This is a genomic window from Gordoniibacillus kamchatkensis (assembly GCF_000829455.1).
In the GTDB taxonomy this organism is placed as follows: domain Bacteria; phylum Bacillota; class Bacilli; order Paenibacillales; family NBRC-103111; genus Gordoniibacillus; species Gordoniibacillus kamchatkensis.
Genome location: NZ_JXAK01000094.1, coordinates 1 through 17,099, shown reverse-complemented (window position 1 = coordinate 17,099; position 17,099 = coordinate 1). Strand labels below are relative to the sequence as shown.

Annotated in this window: 20 protein-coding genes, 1 rRNA gene and 1 pseudogene; 7 read left to right on the top strand and 15 right to left on the bottom strand. The window is 55.9% G+C overall.

Annotation, left to right across the window (positions count from 1 at the left end):
• On the top strand, nt 1-2,480 hold a 2,480-nt coding region (locus SD70_RS30590; protein WP_156158289.1), incomplete at its 5' end, for an efflux RND transporter permease subunit.
• Nucleotides 2,481-3,279: 799 nt separating this feature from the next.
• Here SD70_RS30590 and sigJ read toward each other — a convergent pair.
• The 9 genes and pseudogenes from sigJ to SD70_RS39570 form a co-directional block, all read right to left on the bottom strand.
• Nucleotides 3,280-4,143: an RNA polymerase sigma factor SigJ gene (gene sigJ, locus SD70_RS30585; protein ID WP_041052354.1), complete on the bottom strand. Its 864-nt coding sequence runs from the start codon at nt 4,141-4,143 to the stop codon at nt 3,280-3,282.
• Between the two features lie 44 nt (nt 4,144-4,187).
• Entirely contained in the window at nt 4,188-5,384 is a 1,197-nt protein-coding gene (locus SD70_RS30580; RefSeq protein WP_041052353.1) for an NAD(P)/FAD-dependent oxidoreductase, read from the bottom strand.
• A gap of 107 nt (nt 5,385-5,491) precedes the next feature.
• On the bottom strand, nt 5,492-5,671 hold the full coding sequence (locus SD70_RS30575) for a hypothetical protein (RefSeq protein WP_156158288.1): 180 nt from the start codon (nt 5,669-5,671) through the stop codon (nt 5,492-5,494).
• Between the two features lie 219 nt (nt 5,672-5,890).
• Nucleotides 5,891-6,664 (bottom strand): acetamidase/formamidase family protein, encoded by a 774-nt coding sequence (locus SD70_RS30570; RefSeq protein ID WP_231571694.1) that lies wholly within the window; start codon nt 6,662-6,664, stop codon nt 5,891-5,893.
• Complete coding sequence (locus tag SD70_RS38900; protein WP_231571692.1) at nt 6,640-6,801, bottom strand: hypothetical protein; 162 nt, start codon at nt 6,799-6,801, stop codon at nt 6,640-6,642. Before SD70_RS38900 ends, SD70_RS30570 begins: the two co-directional genes overlap by 25 nt.
• A 13-nt stretch (nt 6,802-6,814) precedes the next feature.
• On the bottom strand, nt 6,815-7,228 hold the full coding sequence (locus SD70_RS34310; RefSeq protein ID WP_231571690.1) for an MFS transporter: 414 nt from the start codon (nt 7,226-7,228) through the stop codon (nt 6,815-6,817).
• Nucleotides 7,197-7,490, bottom strand: coding sequence for a hypothetical protein (locus SD70_RS36615; RefSeq protein ID WP_052488079.1), 294 nt, complete (start codon nt 7,488-7,490; stop codon nt 7,197-7,199). The genes SD70_RS34310 and SD70_RS36615 overlap by 32 nt, the downstream gene beginning before the upstream one ends.
• A gap of 1,517 nt (nt 7,491-9,007) precedes the next feature.
• The gene (locus SD70_RS39575; protein ID WP_269432557.1) at nt 9,008-9,397 is read right to left on the bottom strand and encodes an ROK family protein; all 390 of its coding nucleotides are present in this window, start codon (nt 9,395-9,397) and stop codon (nt 9,008-9,010) included.
• A gap of 52 nt (nt 9,398-9,449) precedes the next feature.
• Nucleotides 9,450-9,899 (bottom strand): annotated as a pseudogene (locus SD70_RS39570) (ROK family protein); the annotation flags it as partial.
• A 486-nt stretch (nt 9,900-10,385) separates the two neighbouring features.
• On the opposite strand from SD70_RS39570, the gene SD70_RS30555 reads away from it, so the two are divergent.
• From SD70_RS30555 to SD70_RS30540, 3 genes are all read left to right on the top strand, one after another.
• The gene (locus SD70_RS30555; protein ID WP_041052351.1) at nt 10,386-10,586 is read left to right on the top strand and encodes a hypothetical protein; all 201 of its coding nucleotides are present in this window, start codon (nt 10,386-10,388) and stop codon (nt 10,584-10,586) included.
• A 452-nt stretch (nt 10,587-11,038) separates the two neighbouring features.
• On the top strand, nt 11,039-11,548 hold the full coding sequence (locus SD70_RS38895) for a spore coat protein (RefSeq protein ID WP_231571689.1): 510 nt from the start codon (nt 11,039-11,041) through the stop codon (nt 11,546-11,548).
• A 103-nt stretch (nt 11,549-11,651) separates the two neighbouring features.
• Nucleotides 11,652-11,894 carry a hypothetical protein gene (locus tag SD70_RS30540; protein ID WP_156158287.1) on the top strand — a complete coding sequence of 81 codons (243 nt, stop codon included), beginning with the start codon at nt 11,652-11,654 and terminating at the stop codon, nt 11,892-11,894.
• A 101-nt stretch (nt 11,895-11,995) separates the two neighbouring features.
• Here the strand turns inward: SD70_RS30540 and SD70_RS30535 are convergent, their stop codons facing one another.
• The 4 genes from SD70_RS30535 to SD70_RS30520 form a co-directional block, all read right to left on the bottom strand.
• Nucleotides 11,996-12,430 carry an SRPBCC family protein gene (locus SD70_RS30535; RefSeq protein ID WP_041052349.1) on the bottom strand — a complete coding sequence of 145 codons (435 nt, stop codon included), beginning with the start codon at nt 12,428-12,430 and terminating at the stop codon, nt 11,996-11,998.
• The gene (locus SD70_RS30530; RefSeq protein WP_041052348.1) at nt 12,427-12,951 is read right to left on the bottom strand and encodes an SRPBCC family protein; all 525 of its coding nucleotides are present in this window, start codon (nt 12,949-12,951) and stop codon (nt 12,427-12,429) included. Before SD70_RS30530 ends, SD70_RS30535 begins: the two co-directional genes overlap by 4 nt.
• The gene (locus SD70_RS30525; RefSeq protein ID WP_041052347.1) at nt 12,948-13,277 is read right to left on the bottom strand and encodes an ArsR/SmtB family transcription factor; all 330 of its coding nucleotides are present in this window, start codon (nt 13,275-13,277) and stop codon (nt 12,948-12,950) included. The genes SD70_RS30530 and SD70_RS30525 overlap by 4 nt, the downstream gene beginning before the upstream one ends.
• A 134-nt stretch (nt 13,278-13,411) precedes the next feature.
• On the bottom strand, nt 13,412-14,638 hold the full coding sequence (locus SD70_RS30520; RefSeq protein ID WP_041052346.1) for a DHH family phosphoesterase: 1,227 nt from the start codon (nt 14,636-14,638) through the stop codon (nt 13,412-13,414).
• Nucleotides 14,639-14,812: 174 nt separating this feature from the next.
• Between SD70_RS30520 and SD70_RS30515 the strand changes: the two genes are divergently transcribed.
• Entirely contained in the window at nt 14,813-15,376 is a 564-nt protein-coding gene (locus SD70_RS30515) for a WGxxGxxG-CTERM domain-containing protein (RefSeq protein ID WP_041052345.1), read from the top strand.
• Nucleotides 15,377-15,625: 249 nt separating this feature from the next.
• On the opposite strand, the gene SD70_RS30510 is transcribed toward SD70_RS30515, so the two are convergent.
• Entirely contained in the window at nt 15,626-15,919 is a 294-nt protein-coding gene (locus SD70_RS30510; protein ID WP_041052344.1) for a hypothetical protein, read from the bottom strand.
• Nucleotides 15,920-16,047: 128 nt separating this feature from the next.
• On the opposite strand from SD70_RS30510, the gene SD70_RS36610 reads away from it, so the two are divergent.
• Both SD70_RS36610 and SD70_RS30505 read left to right on the top strand, forming a co-directional pair.
• Entirely contained in the window at nt 16,048-16,212 is a 165-nt protein-coding gene (locus SD70_RS36610) for a hypothetical protein (protein ID WP_156158286.1), read from the top strand.
• Between the two features lie 116 nt (nt 16,213-16,328).
• Nucleotides 16,329-16,565, top strand: coding sequence for a hypothetical protein (locus tag SD70_RS30505; RefSeq protein ID WP_041052343.1), 237 nt, complete (start codon nt 16,329-16,331; stop codon nt 16,563-16,565).
• A 315-nt stretch (nt 16,566-16,880) separates the two neighbouring features.
• Here the strand turns inward: SD70_RS30505 and rrf are convergent.
• Nucleotides 16,881-16,997, bottom strand: a 5S ribosomal RNA gene (gene rrf / locus SD70_RS30500).
• Nucleotides 16,998-17,099: the final 102 nt, after the last annotated feature.

The window sequence follows — 17,099 nt, the reverse complement described above, 5'->3', positions numbered from 1 at the left end:
GGTGCAGGGGCTGCGGGTGGGGGTGCGGCTGGTGGTGCGGGGAGTGCAGGGCTGCGAACGGAATGACGGGCGCTGCGGGCAATACGGCAGGTGTAGGGCCCGCTATGCCGGGTGGAGGGGCCGGGATGCCGGGTGGTACCGCGGGTGCCGTGCCGGGTGCGGCCGGGCTCCCGACAGTACGCCTCTCCGATATTGCCAGCGTGAGTCTCGTTACGCGCGCCGAATCGGTATCGCGTACGAACGGCAAGCCGTCGATCGGAATTCAAGTAACAAAAGCGAGCGAAGCCAACACGGTCGAGGTTGTAAACGCGGTGAAGCGCGAAGCGGCGCGGATCGAGCAAAACGTGCCGGGCGCCCATGCGCTCGTCATGCTCGACCAAGGCAAGCCGATTGAGGATTCGGTGCGGACGATGGTGAGCAAGGCGGCGTTCGGCGCTATTTTCGCCGTTGTCGTCATTATGTCGTTTCTGCGGAACGTCCGTACGACGCTCATCTCCATCGTCTCCATCCCGTTATCGCTGCTTATCGCGCTCCTTGTTTTGCAGCGGCTCGGCATTACGCTTAACGTCATGACACTCGGCGCCATGACCGTCGCCATCGGCCGCGTCGTGGACGACTCGATTGTCGTCATCGAGAACAACTATCGCCGCATGCGCCTTCGCTCGGAGGAGCTAGAAGGGGAACGGCTTATCGTTTCGGCGACGGGGGAAATGTTCGTTCCGATTTTCTCGTCCACTTTAGTGACCATCGCCGTATTCCTCCCGCTTGGCTTCGTCAGCGGCCCGATTGGGCAATTGTTTATGCCCTTTGCTTTAACGATGGTGTTTGCGCTGCTCGCTTCGCTGCTCGTGGCCGTCACAGTCGTGCCGGCTCTCACTCATGCCCTGTTTCCGCGCGGCGCGAAGAAACGGCCGCACCGCCGGGAACGTCAGTCCGGCGCCTTGGCCCGGAGTTACCGCCGGACGCTCGAATGGGCCTTGCGCCACAAGCTGCTGACTGCGGCAACGGCTGTCCTGCTGCTGCTCGGCAGTCTCGCCTTAAGCGGTATCGTCGGCTTCTCGTTCCTGCCCGAAGAAGAGCAGAAATATGTTATGATCACCTATACTCCGGGCCCGGGCAAACGGCTTGCCGATGCCGAGCAAGCGGCCTTATCCGCAGAAAAGCTACTTATGGCGCGCAAGGGCGTGATGAACTTGCAGTACTCTGTCGGCGGACAAAGCCCGATGAGCCCCGCCCCCAGCCGATCGGCGCTATTTTATGTGCAGTATGCGAACTCCTTCGCAGACTTCGCAGCCGAGAAAAAAGCGCTTGTCGAAGCGCTTCGTCCGATCGATCCGAGCGGCAGCTGGGGCGAGATGAATTACGGCGGCGGAGTCGGAAGCAACAAGCTAAGCCTGAACGTGTACGGCGACAATGCGGACGATATTCGCGCTGCTGTCGGCCTTATCCAGGGTGCCATTAGGCAGGAGGGCTCCTTTGACCGTATCGACAACTCGCTGTCGCAAACATACAGCCAGTATACGTTCGTCGTCAACGAGCCGAAGCTTGCTTCGTATGGATTGAGCGCCGGCCAGCTTGCACTTCAGCTCTCGCCGTCACGTTCGCGGCCGGTCCTGACGAATATAACCGAAAACGGACGCGATGTGCCCGTCTACCTGGAGACCGAGCCGCCCGCTTATGCTACGATTCAAGACATGCAAGCAGCCCCGCTCCCGTCTCCGCTTGCCTCCGGTGCCGTCCTGCGCGATGTGACGCAGCTTCGCGAGGGAGTGTCCCCGAACACGATCACGCGCAAAGACGGCAAGCTGTATGCGGAAGTAACAGCCAACGTCACCGTCAAAAACGTCGGCAAAGCAACGGCAGCGCTGCAGCAGCGGATAGCGGGCCTGAAGCTGCCCCCCACGGTCAGCGTCGATTACGGCGGCGTTTCGCAGCAAATGAACGATACGTTCCGCCAGCTCGGCCTTGCCATTGCCGCCGCTGTCGCTATCGTGTACTTGCTGCTTGTCATTACGTTCGGCGGCGGGCTCATTCCGCTCACGATTTTGTTCTCGCTGCCATTCACTGTCATAGGCGGTCTCGTCGCGCTGTACTTGACGGGCGAGACGATCAGCGCCTCCGTCATGATGGGCGCGCTAATGCTGATAGGCATCGTCGTTACGAACGCCATCGTGTTGATCGATCGCGTCCTGCACATGGAAAAGCAAGGCATGCCGACGCGCCAGGCGCTGCTGGAAGCCGCGAGCACCCGGCTGCGCCCGATCCTGATGACCGCGCTCGCTACGATCGGCGCGCTGCTGCCGCTTGCCCTCGGCTTCGAAAGCGCCGGCGGCGTGCTCATCTCCAAGGGGCTGGGCATTACCGTCATTGGCGGCCTCATCTCATCGACGCTGCTGACCTTGCTCATCGTCCCGATCGTGTACGAGACGCTTGCCCGCTTCCGCCGGAAGCGCGACGGCGGCGCCGACAGCCGGCACTAGGCAGGCGTGCTGTACCGATTCGAGTGTGAGCTTGCACCATTTTATCTATAATCATGAATCCGGTCATCCTTACTGGAATTCAATACTTCCAGATAGTGCGGATTGTACATAATGCCCAGCACATTGCCAAATGGATCAGTGACCGAAGCTGTGATAAATCCCGTATTTCCACGGTGCATCAGCGGTTCGTATTCTTCAGCTCTCGTAATAGACCGGGGTGCCTTATTTATAAAGGAATCCCGGTCATTCTAACCTCCATAAACTTTTATAAAGTTTTAGACTCAAACGTACCCTTTAGGTTAACGCCGTCCCCCATACGAAATCAATTGGAACAGTCATGCGATTTCATCCATACCCGAAGTGGACCTATTGATGTCCACCCGGATAAGAGGGCTGCCGCAAGATCATCGCCGTTTTCATATCCAACCATCTGTATCCCAGGAAAATAGCTTGAAACAATTGGAGCAATATCCGACCAAATCTTTTTATCGATGTTTGAAAATACATTCGATATCCCCGCTGCATTGGCACTTAATGACTTAATACGATTATTGTACACAATAGCTATTCTGAATGGCCGGTAAAGTTTAAGTAGGGATTAAACTATCCTGCCCGTTAACGGAGCGAGGCCGCCGCTTGATCCAACCCGCGGCAGCCTCTCGTTGCTGGTATTGAGCTAAAGGATCCGTCCAACAATGATGGAATGCTCATCCAACTTAAATGGGGACTTGGAACGCTTTTATCTTCATTTCTCGGTTCTTAAACATGGTTGAAAAATCTGCAGCCGATGAGTCGACGCCTAAACTCGGACAAGCTTATCCGGGTTTCGTACGGCATACATTCTGGCAATCTTTCCACGTCGGAGTTGTATGAATAAAGCGGCCACGGTTTCGTCCCCCGAACGGATTACGATAGCGGTCTCATCGTTCAGAGGGGCAAACTCGAAGTGAAAATCTCCCTGAAAATAGGACCTTAAGCTCTGAATCCCGTCGAGCAGGACTCGGGCCACGTGCTCGCGCGTATGCACCGGATGCCTGAACGCTTTTGCTTTCCCGCCTCCGTCGGCGACAAACATGACGTCTTCGGTCAACAGTGATACCACATGATCGACGTTCCCTTGCTCGAGAGAGGTGAGGAACCGGCTCACCCATTCCAATTCGACCGCTTCGGCCGCAACCGGCTCATCCTCGGATATGCCCATTTTGTTTCTTGCCCGGCTCAACAGCTTGCGGCAGTTCGCCTCTTGCTTGCCGAGCAGTTCCGCGATTTCGGGATAATCGAAGCCCAGCGCCTCACGCAGGACGAAAACCGTCCGCTCTTTCGGCGTCAGCCGCTCGAGCATCACGAGCATGGCGTAAGACAGCATATCGCGGCGGACGACCGTCGTCTCGAGCGGATCCGTCTCCGGCGTCCGAACCGGTTCGGGGAGCCACGGACCGACGTACATTTCCCTCTTCTTCCGCGCCGACTTCTGCAGATTGAGGCAATGATTGGTTACCATTTTGCATAAATACGCCTTAGGCTCCTCCAGACGTTCGGGAAGTACGTGGCACGCCTTAATAAACACGTCCTGCACCGCATCTTCCGCGTCTGCAGCGGAGCCTGTCAACTGATATGCCAGAGTGAACAGCAGCGCTTTATATTGACCGTACAGCTTCTCCATTTGCCGTCTCACCTTTTCCGACCGTTGGTATTGGAATCTAGTTGCTATCGTAGCATACTGCCTTTATCCCAAGCCAGTTTCCTGATTTTCCACCCCAGCTTTCCCGTTATGATCATATTAAGTCCCCATTTGCGTCCCCATACAAATCCGCGATTATCACCCAAGCCGATGCAGAAGAAATCCAGTATCGAGCTGGCGGATTTGTGAACCGGCGCGGGGCGGCCCTCCAGATCGGCCATCACGATTTTCCCCAGTCTATCTGCCTGCAGCGCACCTTCTCCTGCCCTCATCAAATCCGCCTTGCCGTTTTCCGGATCGACGATTCTCGCACAGTCGCCGATGCTGTAAACGCCCGGCGCCCCTTTGACGCGATAGCATTCATCCACCAGCACTTGACCATCCGGAGTAAGCGGCAAGCTCATGCTTCGAAGGGCCGGATTCGGAATCAGACCAATTGTCCAAATACATTGGCCAACCGGCAGACGATCGCCATTGCTGAGCTTCACCGCTCCTGCTTCCGCTTGCGTCACTTTAATGTTGTAAAGTACTTTTACGCCACATTCGCTGAGAACCTGATGCAATTTTTTTCCGATTTTTTCGGGCCCTTCCAGGAACAATCGTTTCTGTCCGCTCAGCAAATAGACAGAGATATCGGCTGGGTTCAGTCCTAACGACGATGCTTCCTTCCGCATCTCAAGCGCCAGCTCGGCGGATGTCTCAACGCCGCTGATGCCCGCACCTGCAACAACGATCGACATCAGTCGCTTTCGTTCCTCAGGGTTAGTCTCGCCTACAGCTTTCCGCAGGTTAGCGCGCCAGCTCTCCCGGATGTCCGCCGCGGCTTGCGGGTCGGTCAAGGCGATGCCGCCCCGATCGGGTTCCGGTTGCCGAACGATGCTGCCAATCGCCACGACCAAAAGGTCATACTGCATGCGGGCATGATTACCTTGCGCATCCTCATATTGAATCTGTTTCCCCCCGCTATCTACGGACGTAACCTTTCCTTGCACAAATTCGACACCTTCTGAGAACGAATAATGCCGCCAGGGAATCATAATCTCTTCCTGGCCCACGGCCGGCCGGAACAACAGCATTTTGCGCATATGACCGGGCAGCTTATCGATCAGAACAAATCGGATCCGCCCCCCGTTCGCCATGCCCCCGGTCTCTTCCTTTATTGCTTTGAGTGAATGAAGCCCTACATGGCCTCCTCCGATGATGACACATGTCAAGTCGTTCATCTTTCCTCAGCTCCTCTACGTTTTGCACATATAACAACGTAAGGCGCTGAATTGTGACATCGGAACGAACGAAAAAATGATATAGGCCCGTTCAATCTGCCGTTCTTTCATCCCCGCTGAAAGACGAGTTGAAGTCGTCCGTTGAGTTCTTTCGCAAAGGGCTCAAGTATTTTTGCGTGATCGATGCGGGCGTTATCCAGTATCAGGACCATCTTTCCCGGTGTCCAGTTAAATTTGGCAGTAAATCCGACTTCATGAGGCAGCGAATTCAGGATGGTTTGCTTCAAATGCACTTGCTGTTCCTTCGTTAGCCGTACGGGTGCACCTGTTGAGGCCTTCATGGGTAACCCCATTGATTTTGGTCAAGCGGAAAATCTTCAATCATATCAGCGCCCATGTTCGATACGAGAATCGATATAATTGCCTGGCTATACCAGAGCAAAATGGCGATCGCTCCCGGTTCTAGACCGTAGAGCGATCGCCATTTTGTCAGATAAACAGTTCTTTTATAGCATGGACAGCACGGCTTTTGGAACTTTACAAACGACGCTGTAGGCGGGGTTGATCACATTGGCCACCTCGTATTCCACAGCCTGGCCAAGGAGCAGGCTTGCTTCCGAGAAAGTCAGGCCGTAGTCTTTCGTCAGCATAGCCAGCATTTCCGTCGTTGCATGCTGAAGCGCTTGATCAAGCGGCCTAGCGTTGCCGATGCAAAACCAGTGCGTGTCCGATTCGCCTCGCGGCCAACCGATCGTTTTCCCCTTCAATACCTGAACAGTGAAACGGACGTCGAGCGATATTTCCACACCGGTGCCTACAATTTCCCCGCAGCCTTGAACGGCATGCCCGTCCCCAAGATGGAAGAGCGCCCCCTCCGCAAAAACCGGAAAATAGACGGTAACACCGGCTACAAGGCCTTTATAGTCCATATTCCCGCCGTATTCCCCGCTCGTTCCCGTTGAAATCGCCTGATCTCTCGGAGGAGCAACGCCAAAGCATCCCAGAAACGGGCGCGCTTCCAGCTTCAATCCGGCCAAACCGGACGTCGGCTTTTCCAAAACAACCAAACCTTGCTCAGCGTCCACAGACCAACGCACAATGTCGAGTTGTGGAAAAGCTATGGGAGGTATTGGATCGACGACATTCGGCGCCAGCACGTTGAACGTCCAGCCCCAATCCCGGCTTGGCACCATCGAATCAAGCCGTACGGCAAGCGTATCGCCGGGTTGCGCCCCTTCCACATAGAACGGTCCCGTCATCGGATTGCCGCGCCCGGCCACGCTTTCCCCTCGGTAGTCCCACCTCTGGCGTCTACTGTGGATGTCACGACGGAATCGCCGTCGGCAATTTTGAGTACGGGCTCGTGCGCCCCTATGGTGTTATGGTAATGCTTAGGTTGAAAGTGGTGTACAGCCATCGTTTCGCCTCCTTTAGATCGAGGAATTTTCCTTGGCTTTCACATTGCTTGAGAGCATCGGCAATTTCGGTATTTTCAATATAAGCGCAACCGCTAACAGCATGCAACCGTTAATGGCGAACACAATCGTGATGGACATTTGCGAAGCCAAGAAGCCGCCGATTAAAGGACCGAGCAGCAGCCCCAATTGGTTGGCGGTCTGGTTGAGGGCGAACGCGCGGCTGCGAAAGCCGGGGGCCGTATGTTTGGCTATGAACGCGTTAAGCGCCGGGAATACCGCAGCGAAGAACAGCCCGTATGCAAACCTATGCAAGCCGAATCCAACGACGCTGTGAAACAGGATTTGCAGCAAATTGCCGATGTCCCCGCCGATCAGTCCGATGAACAGCACCTTCTCATAGCTCATCTTCGTGCCGATTTGCCCCACCGGGGGCTGCGAACAGCGTAGCAATGCCGACTGCCGAGAAAATAACGCCGGCATGGATGGCGGCCGCGTTTTGGTAAGACCCGAGTTTCAGCACATAGACGGTAAGCAGCGGCTCCATAATCATGATTGAAGTAGACGTCACGAATACGATAAGCAAAGCGGACATCAGCGTTCGGTTGGCGGTAGCCGCTTTCACGTCTTGAATAACGGACGAGCGCTTGGCTGCCGATTTGTTGAAGGATGGCTCTTTGACCCACAGCAAGGCGGATATCCGAAAAAATGTACATGCCTTCATGGATGGTATCATGAAAAGATCATTGAACATTATTGATCGACTTTGCATCGGACATTAATGTGAAAAACATTAGTTCAACTAATATAGTCTATCCTGAAATAAGTGTATTTCATCATCTGATGGTGCTGCTTTTTCGGCATGGGCGTCTAATATTTTGATATTTGCGAACAACTTATACGTCAACGTTATTAAATTCGTGACCTACAGCCCTGTTCGCCGCGTTAGGTAGTTCCAAATGCCTGGTTATCCACAATATTCACAATTGTTAGATTTTTTCCTGTTGATAACTGTATTTCGGATTAGGCGCCTTATTTTCCCTGGATAGCCGGCCTTTGTTGCGATAACGGCCCTTTTTGTCCTGTTTAAACTGTGCGATATCGTGTGTGACCGTTCATGGCGGTGTCCGATAGGGCTACAAAGAATGACCCGGAAGGGCAGTTGCAACAGAAACTGCCGCCGGAATCGGGGCCGGCCTTCCTTGGACTGTGGGTTAGCGCCGGTCTGATTCTAGGTCGTGTTGGTCCGTGCCGGCTGTCCGTACTAGTCCGCGCTGATCCCACACTAGCGCTGCTGGACCGTGTTAGTCCGGGCTAGCCCATGTCGCCGCAGAACATGTCGCAGCCGCCGCAGAGCATGTCGCAGCTGGCAGCAGAACCAACTCGACCGTAACACTCGGCTTCAAACAACGACTAAGTTCTCTATCCAACGACTCTACGGTCTCTATTAAGAGCACGCTCTGTTCTAATAGCTCTATTGCGACTTAGAGTTCTCTATTGAGAGAACAAATTTCTTTACGAGAGCACAAGAGGCGCTAATTCCCTGTCGTACGCAAAAACTCGAAACGTTTAGCGTCATTAAAGTCTCTAGTTAAAGAACTTCGTCTTTAATTCACATCCCCTGCCCATTCTGCCCCCCATAAGAACCTATACCCTACTCCAAACTGCAGCCCCTACTCCGCAATAACTTGTTCGTTCCAGCACCCGGCCCTACCACCAAGAAACGGCTCATGCCGACTTGAAGGCAAGCGCGCGTCCAAACGTGACGAAGCAATTGAAGCAATTACCCGCCAAGCCACGCTGAGCCACGCTAAGCGAAGGTACACACGATAAGTCACACTGAGCCACATTAAGCTACGCCTAGCCAAGCTAGCCACACCATGCCACACCAAGCCGGGTTAATTACCCTAAGCCACGCTGAGTCACTCTAAGCCAGCCACGGTAAGCCTCCCTGTGCCATATTAAGCCACGCTAAGCCACGCTAAACCACGTCAAGCCAAGCTACCCACTAATCCACACCACGCCACACCAAGCCGCTCTACCCCCACCTAAGCCAGCAGCACAATAACAAGCTCAAACAATACCTTCTCACAATGCTAATCCGCTCCCATCATCCCGAAGACGATAGCGCCCGCTGTATCGCCCCGCACAGCCGCAAAAAAAAGACCGGGCCCCCGAATCGGTGGGTCCCGGTCTTTTGCCGTATATTCACGCTTCCGCCGCCAGCAGCGCGGCGCCGATGGCGCCGGCGTCGCCGCCGAGCTCCGTCGTCGCGAAGCGGACGAGCTGCGCCATCGAAGGGATGCAGCGCGCAGCGAACGACTCGCGCATCGGGGCGAGCAGCGGCTCGCCGACGCCCAGCGTACCGCCGCCGAGCACGATGAGCTCGGGATTGGCCGCGTGCACGATGCCGGCCAATCCCGCGCCGAGCGCTTCTCCCGCCTCGCGCAGCAGGCGCAGCGCGAACGCGTCGCCGCTAGCCGCTGCGGCGCTGACGTGGCGCGCCGTCACGCTCGCGGCCTCGCCGCCGGCCAGCTCTGCAAGCGGCTGCGCTTCGGCGGCGCCGCTGGCGATCGCCTCCGCCGCCCGGCGCGCAATCGCCGTGCCGGAGGCGTACAGCTCGAGACAGCCATGAGTTGCCGCAATTGCACCTCGGCCCCCGCCAATCGAGCGTCAAATGCCCGAACTCGGCGGCACTGTGGGATACGCCGGTCACGAGCCTGCCGCCGCTGATCAGCCCTGCGCCGATACCGGTCGACACGGTGACGTATACGCAATCGCTCGTTCCTCGGCCGGCCCCGACCCGCCATTCCCCATAAGCGGCGGCGTTAGCATCGTTCTCCACCCGAACGGGACAGCCGAATTTGGCGTGCAGCGCCTCCCCCAGCGGCACATCGCGCCAGCCGAGGTTGCCGGCGAACAGCACGACGCCGCGTCCGGCGTCAAGCGTGCCGGCCGTCGCGACACCAATGCCCCGCAGCTCGGCTCCAGCACCTGCCAGCTCCTCGACAAGGCCGATCATGCGAGCTATAACGCTGTCCGCACCTTGCGAAGCCTCCGTTTGGAATTTCTTTTTTGCGCAAAACGAGGCCGTTCGCATCCATAACCGCTGCGAGCAGCTTCGTTCCCCCGAGGTCAATACCGACCAAATGCCCTTGTTCACGTCCCATGTACTGTAACAACTCCTTCAACACGACCGGCAAGTCGCCACTACCCGATCCGCCGCCTTGTTCTTTAATTCCGAAGCACGCTCGGTCCGTCGGTCGTCACGATGCCGTATTCTCTGTTTCATCTTACCGCCTGCGGCCTAACCGCGCAAGCCGGTTTCAACAGTTGGCCGCCCTTAGCCCAGTCCCGCCAGGCTCTGTGGATCTTGCTCCATGCGGCCGCGGCGCATTTTTCCGCAAAATGGCAGGCTCCCCGAGAAAGTAGGACTGCGCTGCGGACCTAAGAATGCGGGTCTTCGGCTTCGCCCACATTCGTGTTCCAAGCGGCTGTTTTGGGGATAAAATCCTCTACAGCCAGCCGGGTGAAGCTCGCGTTCGCAGGGCACCCTATTCGTTGGATCGGAGGTGAATCGACGAATATGCAGCAAGGATTGGCTCTTCACGAGACGCTTGAGCTTCACGAACTCATGACCGCAAAAACCGTTTGCCTGCTGGAAGCGAAAGCGAGACAACAGCTCGTCCGGGACCCGGCCCTCAAAGCCATGCTCCAGCAGGACGTGCAGCAGACTACGCAAGCAATTACCGAGCTTCAAGGCATTTTGGGCAAAGCTCAAATTTAAAACAGGGAGATGCACGGAAACGATGCAACCGACGACAACAAAAAACCAAAACCAGACTCAAGCGGCGAATCCCGCCCGGGGCGCAAATCGCGCCTCCGAAGCCGCCTTAACAGCCGGTATGCCAGGGACAGCCGGAATGGCGGGCACGATAGGTACGGCGGGTACGATGAGTCCAATGGGGGGAACGGCCCATAGGAGCAGCACGAGCGCAGCAGGCATAGGCGCAAGTGCCGGCACGATGGCTCACACGGGTACCACTGCGCCAACAGGCTCATGGCATACACGGGTACTACAGCGCAACAGGCTCCATGGCTCACACGGGTACCGCGGCGCCAACAGGCTCCACGGCATACACGGGTACCTCCGCGCCAACAGGCTCCATGGCACACACGGGTGCTGCAGCACCTACAGGCTCCATGCCCCACGGGAGTACTGCAGGACATACAGCTTCGATGAGAGGAACTAGCGCGATGGGAAGCACCGCCACGATGGGCGGCACTAATGCATGGGGCAGCGCCGGAACGATGAACGCCACCGGTACGATAGGCGGCCCTAACACTATGGGTGCCACCGGCACGATGGGCAGCCCCAACGCGATGGGCAACGCTATGCGCGCTCCAGGCGCGACCGGCACGTCTATGTCTGGAGCAGCAACAACGATGGGCGGTACCGCCACTGCTACGATGAACCCAACGGTACTCAATGCCCTGACCGATCAAACTGTCGCAACCGATATGCTGATCAGCGCAAAAGCGGCGATCAAAGACTGCGCGCGAGCCATATCCGAAACCGTGTCGCCGCAAATCCGCAGCATGCTGCGCAAACAGTTCGACGCTGCCGTGTCCTATCATGAGCAGCTGACCAACTACATGATGCAAAAAGGCTGGTACACCCCGCACAACATTATGCAGCAGCTGAAAGTCGACATGCAGTCGGCGACAACGGCCATGAACCTGAAATAGTACAAAAAACGTTCCGCCGACTTTACGCTTTCGGCGGAACGTTTTTGCACATGGCGATGCCCGGCGGCGAATTTGGCAATGCTAAAACGGAAAGGGGGATCGAATGATGCCGGATACGATCAAAACGAAGCAAGCGCTCAATTCCGCCGAAAAGGCGAGCAACGCTGTCGGTCAAGCGGAGGACCATCCGTCCGAACGCATGCGCGAGCAGGCGGAGCATTCGCTCATCAGCGCCGAGATGGCCGTACGTCAAGCGGAGGAAGCGGGCGGCGACTCCGCTGCGCTGCAACGCGCCGCCGAGCAGGTCGAACAAGGCCGCGCGAAGGTTGACGACGTTTCTTTCTGACGCCTCGCAGACACGAACAACCGCTCCTTATGCTTGACCTTCGGGCATAGAAAGGAGCGGTTTTCTGCGCAGCCTTTATCCTATTTGTCGGTCCACCTTTACTATTTTACCAACGCCGCCCTCAATGCAGTAACGCCAAATTCCAAATAGGCCTTTAAGCAGGTTAGCGCGTAAATCCACCCTTCTTTGTTGTCCACCAAGTTGTCGATCAGATTCTCGTCGTTTTCGTCAAATCCTTCCTCGTTCACTGTAACAATTGTACTTCCGCGGTCCGGCTCTTCCAGCGAAATCGTAACAACGTTTCCTTTACCGTCGCTACCCCACCGGAATACGATTTTCTTATTTTTCTCGATTTCCAATACGGCGATATCGCCTCGTGCATTGTATTCATCATAGGCAATCGTAATTGTCTTCCCCTGCTCCCATCTTTCGGAACTCGAGGAAAACCAGAAATTTCCGATTTTCGAAGGATCAACGAACGCTTCAAACACTTCGGCTGCCGGCCTGCCAATTTTTATTTTCGTAACGTTGTTCATAAGCTCTCCCTCACTCCCAGTTGCTCCGCATATTTCGCGTACAGCTCGTTCCAACCGTATTTCATTGCGTTATGTCCTACCATGGAGGGCATGTCCTTTCCGGCCAGCACTCCAATCAGGCCGTCGAGACAAAGGTGCCATCCTGCCGCGTACGAAGGCGCCTGCTTGCGGTCTGCAAAACGGTGGCGAAGAACAAGAACGGTATTGTCTCCCTCACCGTGCAGCTCCCAACGCAAAATATCGGTGCCCCAGCGAAATACGAGCAGGTGCGGCGCACTGACTTCAAGCACGTATCCCTGCTTCACGTCTTCCTCGGGCATGTTGATGTGGGCAAGCCGCACCGGCCCGGTCGCGGTCAAATCCCTGTCGGTCGTGAAAGGCCCCCAACTGGGGATTTGCCCGGCTTCAGTCAAGGCAGCCCAGACTTCCTCGCGCGGGTGCTCCAGCATCCGTTCGAGCACAAGAACCCAGTCGCCGTCTTCTTGCATGAGGCGGGGATTGGCCGAAACGTTTGAATTCATTTGGCGGATTCCTCCTTGGATAATTTTCTCCGGTCGAGGTGTTCGACCAGGGCGTCAACATGCTGATTCCACTTCTTCCGATAGGCGCTGAGCCATTCGTCGATTTCTGCGAGCGGTCCGGCATCCAGACAATAGATGCGGTGCTGGGCTTTGACCTGGACCCGCACAAGGCCGCTTTCGCGGAGCATCCGAAGGTGTTTGGATATGAGTGGCTGCGACAGGCCGAGCTCTTCGACCAGCTCAGTGACGCTGGAGTCGGACTGCAGCAGCCGGTCCAGGATGCGTCGGCGGGAAGGCTCTGCGATAATGGCATAGGTGTCGAGCATTGCTCCTTCCCTCCTTCCTTTGAAGCGATTATAACCTTTTGGTTATATAACTGTCAATTCATATATGAAACAAGACTTCATGCCTGCGAAAGCAGGCATGCTAAGAACGAATTGCGCGCCCCGCGGCGGCGCCTTTATGCGAGCGAAATCGTTGCCGGTCTTTCTTCGCTTTTGTTTGCCATCATATACTCGCCGAGAAATTTCACGAACGCGTCGTCACGGGCGAGCCATGCGGCGTAATTCCGTTTTACGTACCGTTCCGCTTCCTCGAAAGTGTCGAAAGCATCTTCCAAAGTAATACCGTTGCATTCCACCATCCATTTTGCCTCTGCCGGGTATATCCATAGCCGGTCTTCGCGCCGATTCTCATATAGCGAACCGTTCGCGCCGGCTTTCAGGTTGTAATAGTTGCGTCCCGCATCCGGCTGCATCGGTTCGATAGCAAACGCTTCAGCTACGTACAAACGGTACAGCTCTTCGCCGAGCGAGCAGCCCGCCGCCTTGGCGTGTCCTCCTCCGCCGTACCGGCCGGCGATGTCGGATACATCGACGTTATCGTGAATCGTGCGCAAGCTGACACGCCGTCCCCCCATATTCAAAATCACAATGTAGTCCAGATGGGGATTTTCCTTGCCCAGCTCGTTGCCAAGCTCCGAATGATACGATTCGGCATGGACGATGCCGACGCAATGCTCGCCGACGAACATCTGGACGAGCTCTCGCTTTTTGCGGCGCACATAGCGCTCGATTTTCTCCTCTTCCATATCCAATATTTTTTGTTCGAATTCGTCGAAGAAAAACTGCTCGTGGAGCTGCAGACGCTCTGTCATTTTGGCCTCGAATTCGTCGATGGACACCATAAAAAACAGCTCGTTCAGACGCTTCGCCTGCTTGTTGCCGGCCGCTTCCCACTCCCACGTATCGTGCAGACGCACCAATTCGACGAACGTATCGAGCGCCGGGGTCCGCCGTAACAAGCCGCCCGCTACCAAGTACTCGTAAAAAAGCGAAGTCGCGCTAGTCAGCCTGCCGTCATGATATTCGACTTGAACAAGTCCCCAAGGATGAGCGTTCAAATGGAGCGACGTTTTATGATGGTCGATCAGCTTCAGATTGCCGCCTGCCTCGACAAACGCGTTGATCCTCGCCTCGTTGTCTGCGTTCACTGCCAAATCCGTGATGAACACGAGTGCTGGCGCCTTTTGGCCATTGCCATGCTTCTTCTCAAGAAAACGTTCGACTTGTCCGTTCAGGCTGGAAACCGAATTGTAGCGGATTTCGGCTTGCTCGCCAAAAGCGCAGCGCGCCACGATGCCGCAGCCGACACCGTCCAGATCGTTATGAGTAAACAAATAGTACATGCTGCCATTCCTCCACGGATTGCCTCTTGCTTGACGTAATATTTGATCGGCGGCTAGTTTTTATACGCTTCCGCCAGTTGGTTCAATTAACATACTGTCCCTCGGTGACATCAGCGCTTCTTCGGGCACGATAAAGGTGTTCCGACAATCAATTTTATGGAGGGAAGAACTCGAATGAAAAAACGTCTGTCGGCACTTTCGTCTCTGGCATTATTGGCTGTTCTTTGCACGCCAGCATACGCAGAGACAGCCGGAACTACGACCACTGGCGGGACAACAACCGGATACGGCACCACCGCAACCGGGACTACCGCAACAGGGACTACCCGTACCGGCACCACTACCACTACGGGTACTACTACGCCAACGGGTACTACCGCTACCGGCACTACGGCGGCAACGACAGGCATGGGTACGTACGCCGGCGGAACGACAGGTGCGTACGGGACCGGCTACGGCACGACCGGTGCTTACGGCACTGGCTACGGCACGACCGGAGCGTATGGCGCCGGCTACGGCACGACCGGAGCGTATGGCACTGGCTACGGCACGACCGGTTACGGCACGAACGGCACCGCGTATCGGACCGGCACGTATTCGACCACCGGTACAGACGGCACATACCGCGCTGCGGCAACGACGACGAACGGTTACGGTACCAACTGGGGCTGGCTTGGACTGCTCGGCCTTGTCGGCTTGGCAGGACTGTTCGGCCGCAACCGCGCCGAAGAGCGTTAACGGCAGTTTTGCAAAAAAGAACGCCAGGACTTGCGTCCTGGCGTGTTCTTTACCCTTTTAATGACAGCAACCAATCCGAATAACACGAATTACACAAAACCTCGAAACGATCCTCGACGCCGTTGTCCCGGTACAGGGTAATGCTGTGCCCCGTCTCCGTCCCTTTCTGGCAATAGTAACACGTGTAACGCATCGGAAGGCCACCTTTCCTGATAGGTTTGTAAAGGGCATTTTGTAGTATGGCCAGCTTTAAGCGTTGTATGAAACCGGCTCCTCGGCACGATCCTCCCAATAACTCCCCGTTCCGAAAAAGTCGCGGCAAGCTTCCTCCAACGATTGCAGCGTTTCGATAAGCTGCCGGATGTCGCATGTATGCAGGGTGTCTTTGAGCTCCCGGTTTTCTTCGGTCGTCTCGTACATATGTATTTCCATACAACCGTCCCACCTTGCGTTCACGTCGAACATAAGGTCCTCCGTTTCCAGCTCTAATGCCGCTGTGCCGCCGTCTTCCCGCTGGTGTTTCGTTTTGATGATCCATTTCATGATGCTGTCCTCCCGCGATGCGTTTATCCCTAGATTTCCCGCTGCCCGCTTTGCTATCCAAGCATAAAAGCGCTTTGGGTCAGGGAAAATAACTGGTGTTTCGCTGTCGAGGAAGGAGGGAACCGGCCATGAACATGGATAAAGAAACGCAAGAGGGCATGAAGAACCTCGATGTCACGGCACATGCAGCGAACTTGATCGCCGACGCGTCGTCTCAACGCGATACCGAATTCGGCGAGGAGCAGCAGACCGCCAATTTGAATAAGAACAAGCCCAATCCCACAGCAAAATAGAGAGGAACGATAAGTTATGGCAAAAGCAGAGCAATCGCAAGCACGCGGTCCCGCAAAAAGCGATAAGCCGCGAGTCATCAATCCCCAAGTAGCGCAAGTGCCCGGAGAAGAAGCGCTTGAGGCCGCCGCCGAGAAATCCGGAGCGGTCGCATCGGTACAGCGTCATGAAATCCACTGACAACCGTTCCGCTGCATCGCGGCCTCCGGAATTCGAGCTGCCGCGCGACGCAGTCTTGCCTGAAACTCCCCGCCAAGCGAGCGAGGCGTCCTCGGGCAACATTGCGAGCGATGCAGCGATCGCGGAAGGTCTCACTGAGCTGGCCGACAAAGATGAGTACGTGGATGAGCCGTGAAGCGTAAGGCTGGGCAGGCAATTGGCCGGACGGATTGTTGCTTCGCAGGGATTGTTGATGGCTAAGGTTACAATGAGGTAGTTTTCGGGACTCCAGTTGCGGCTGCAGGCAGCATCCGGTGTCCGCCGCTGCATTCCCCGTTTTGGTTTCTACAGCTGCAACGGCTCCAAAATCCGAAATCGGCTCTTGCAAGAGCCGATTTCGACTTGGCATTTGTCACTTTCCCTGCAGGGATTTGCATTCGCCCGCCATGGATGAAAGGGCTGGGTCTTGACAGCAAAATAAAAAGGACCTCATTCGCATGAGTCCTCATCTGCTTGGCGACGTCCTACTCTCCCAAGACCCTGCGGTCTAAGTACCATCGGCGCTGGAGGGCTTAACGATCGTGTTCGGGATGGGTACGCGTGGTTCCCCTCCGCCATTGTCACCAAACGGTTCAGGGCTATTCCCTGAAAACTAGATACGAAACGTTGCGCAGTAGAAGCTCTATGTTTTGGATAAGCCCTCGACCGATTAGTATTCGTCAGCTCCACG

Excerpts from the sequence above, each read along its gene's own strand:
- sigJ (WP_041052354.1), bottom strand. The coding sequence starts at position 4,143 with ATGGAGAAGCTGTACGGTCAATATAAAGCGCTGCTGTTCACTCTGGCA.
- SD70_RS30580 (WP_041052353.1), bottom strand. The coding sequence starts at position 5,384 with ATGAACGACTTGACATGTGTCATCATCGGAGGAGGCCATGTAGGGCTT.
- SD70_RS38900 (WP_231571692.1), bottom strand. The coding sequence starts at position 6,801 with ATGGCTGTACACCACTTTCAACCTAAGCATTACCATAACACCATAGGG.
- SD70_RS30555 (WP_041052351.1), top strand. The coding sequence starts at position 10,386 with ATGCAGCAAGGATTGGCTCTTCACGAGACGCTTGAGCTTCACGAACTC.
- SD70_RS38895 (WP_231571689.1), top strand. The coding sequence starts at position 11,039 with ATGAGAGGAACTAGCGCGATGGGAAGCACCGCCACGATGGGCGGCACT.
- SD70_RS30540 (WP_156158287.1), top strand. The coding sequence starts at position 11,652 with ATGATGCCGGATACGATCAAAACGAAGCAAGCGCTCAATTCCGCCGAA.
- SD70_RS30535 (WP_041052349.1), bottom strand. The coding sequence starts at position 12,430 with ATGAACAACGTTACGAAAATAAAAATTGGCAGGCCGGCAGCCGAAGTG.
- SD70_RS30530 (WP_041052348.1), bottom strand. The coding sequence starts at position 12,951 with ATGAATTCAAACGTTTCGGCCAATCCCCGCCTCATGCAAGAAGACGGC.
- SD70_RS30525 (WP_041052347.1), bottom strand. The coding sequence starts at position 13,277 with ATGCTCGACACCTATGCCATTATCGCAGAGCCTTCCCGCCGACGCATC.
- SD70_RS30520 (WP_041052346.1), bottom strand. The coding sequence starts at position 14,638 with ATGTACTATTTGTTTACTCATAACGATCTGGACGGTGTCGGCTGCGGC.
- SD70_RS30515 (WP_041052345.1), top strand. The coding sequence starts at position 14,813 with ATGAAAAAACGTCTGTCGGCACTTTCGTCTCTGGCATTATTGGCTGTT.
- SD70_RS30510 (WP_041052344.1), bottom strand. The coding sequence starts at position 15,919 with ATGAAATGGATCATCAAAACGAAACACCAGCGGGAAGACGGCGGCACA.
- SD70_RS36610 (WP_156158286.1), top strand. The coding sequence starts at position 16,048 with ATGAACATGGATAAAGAAACGCAAGAGGGCATGAAGAACCTCGATGTC.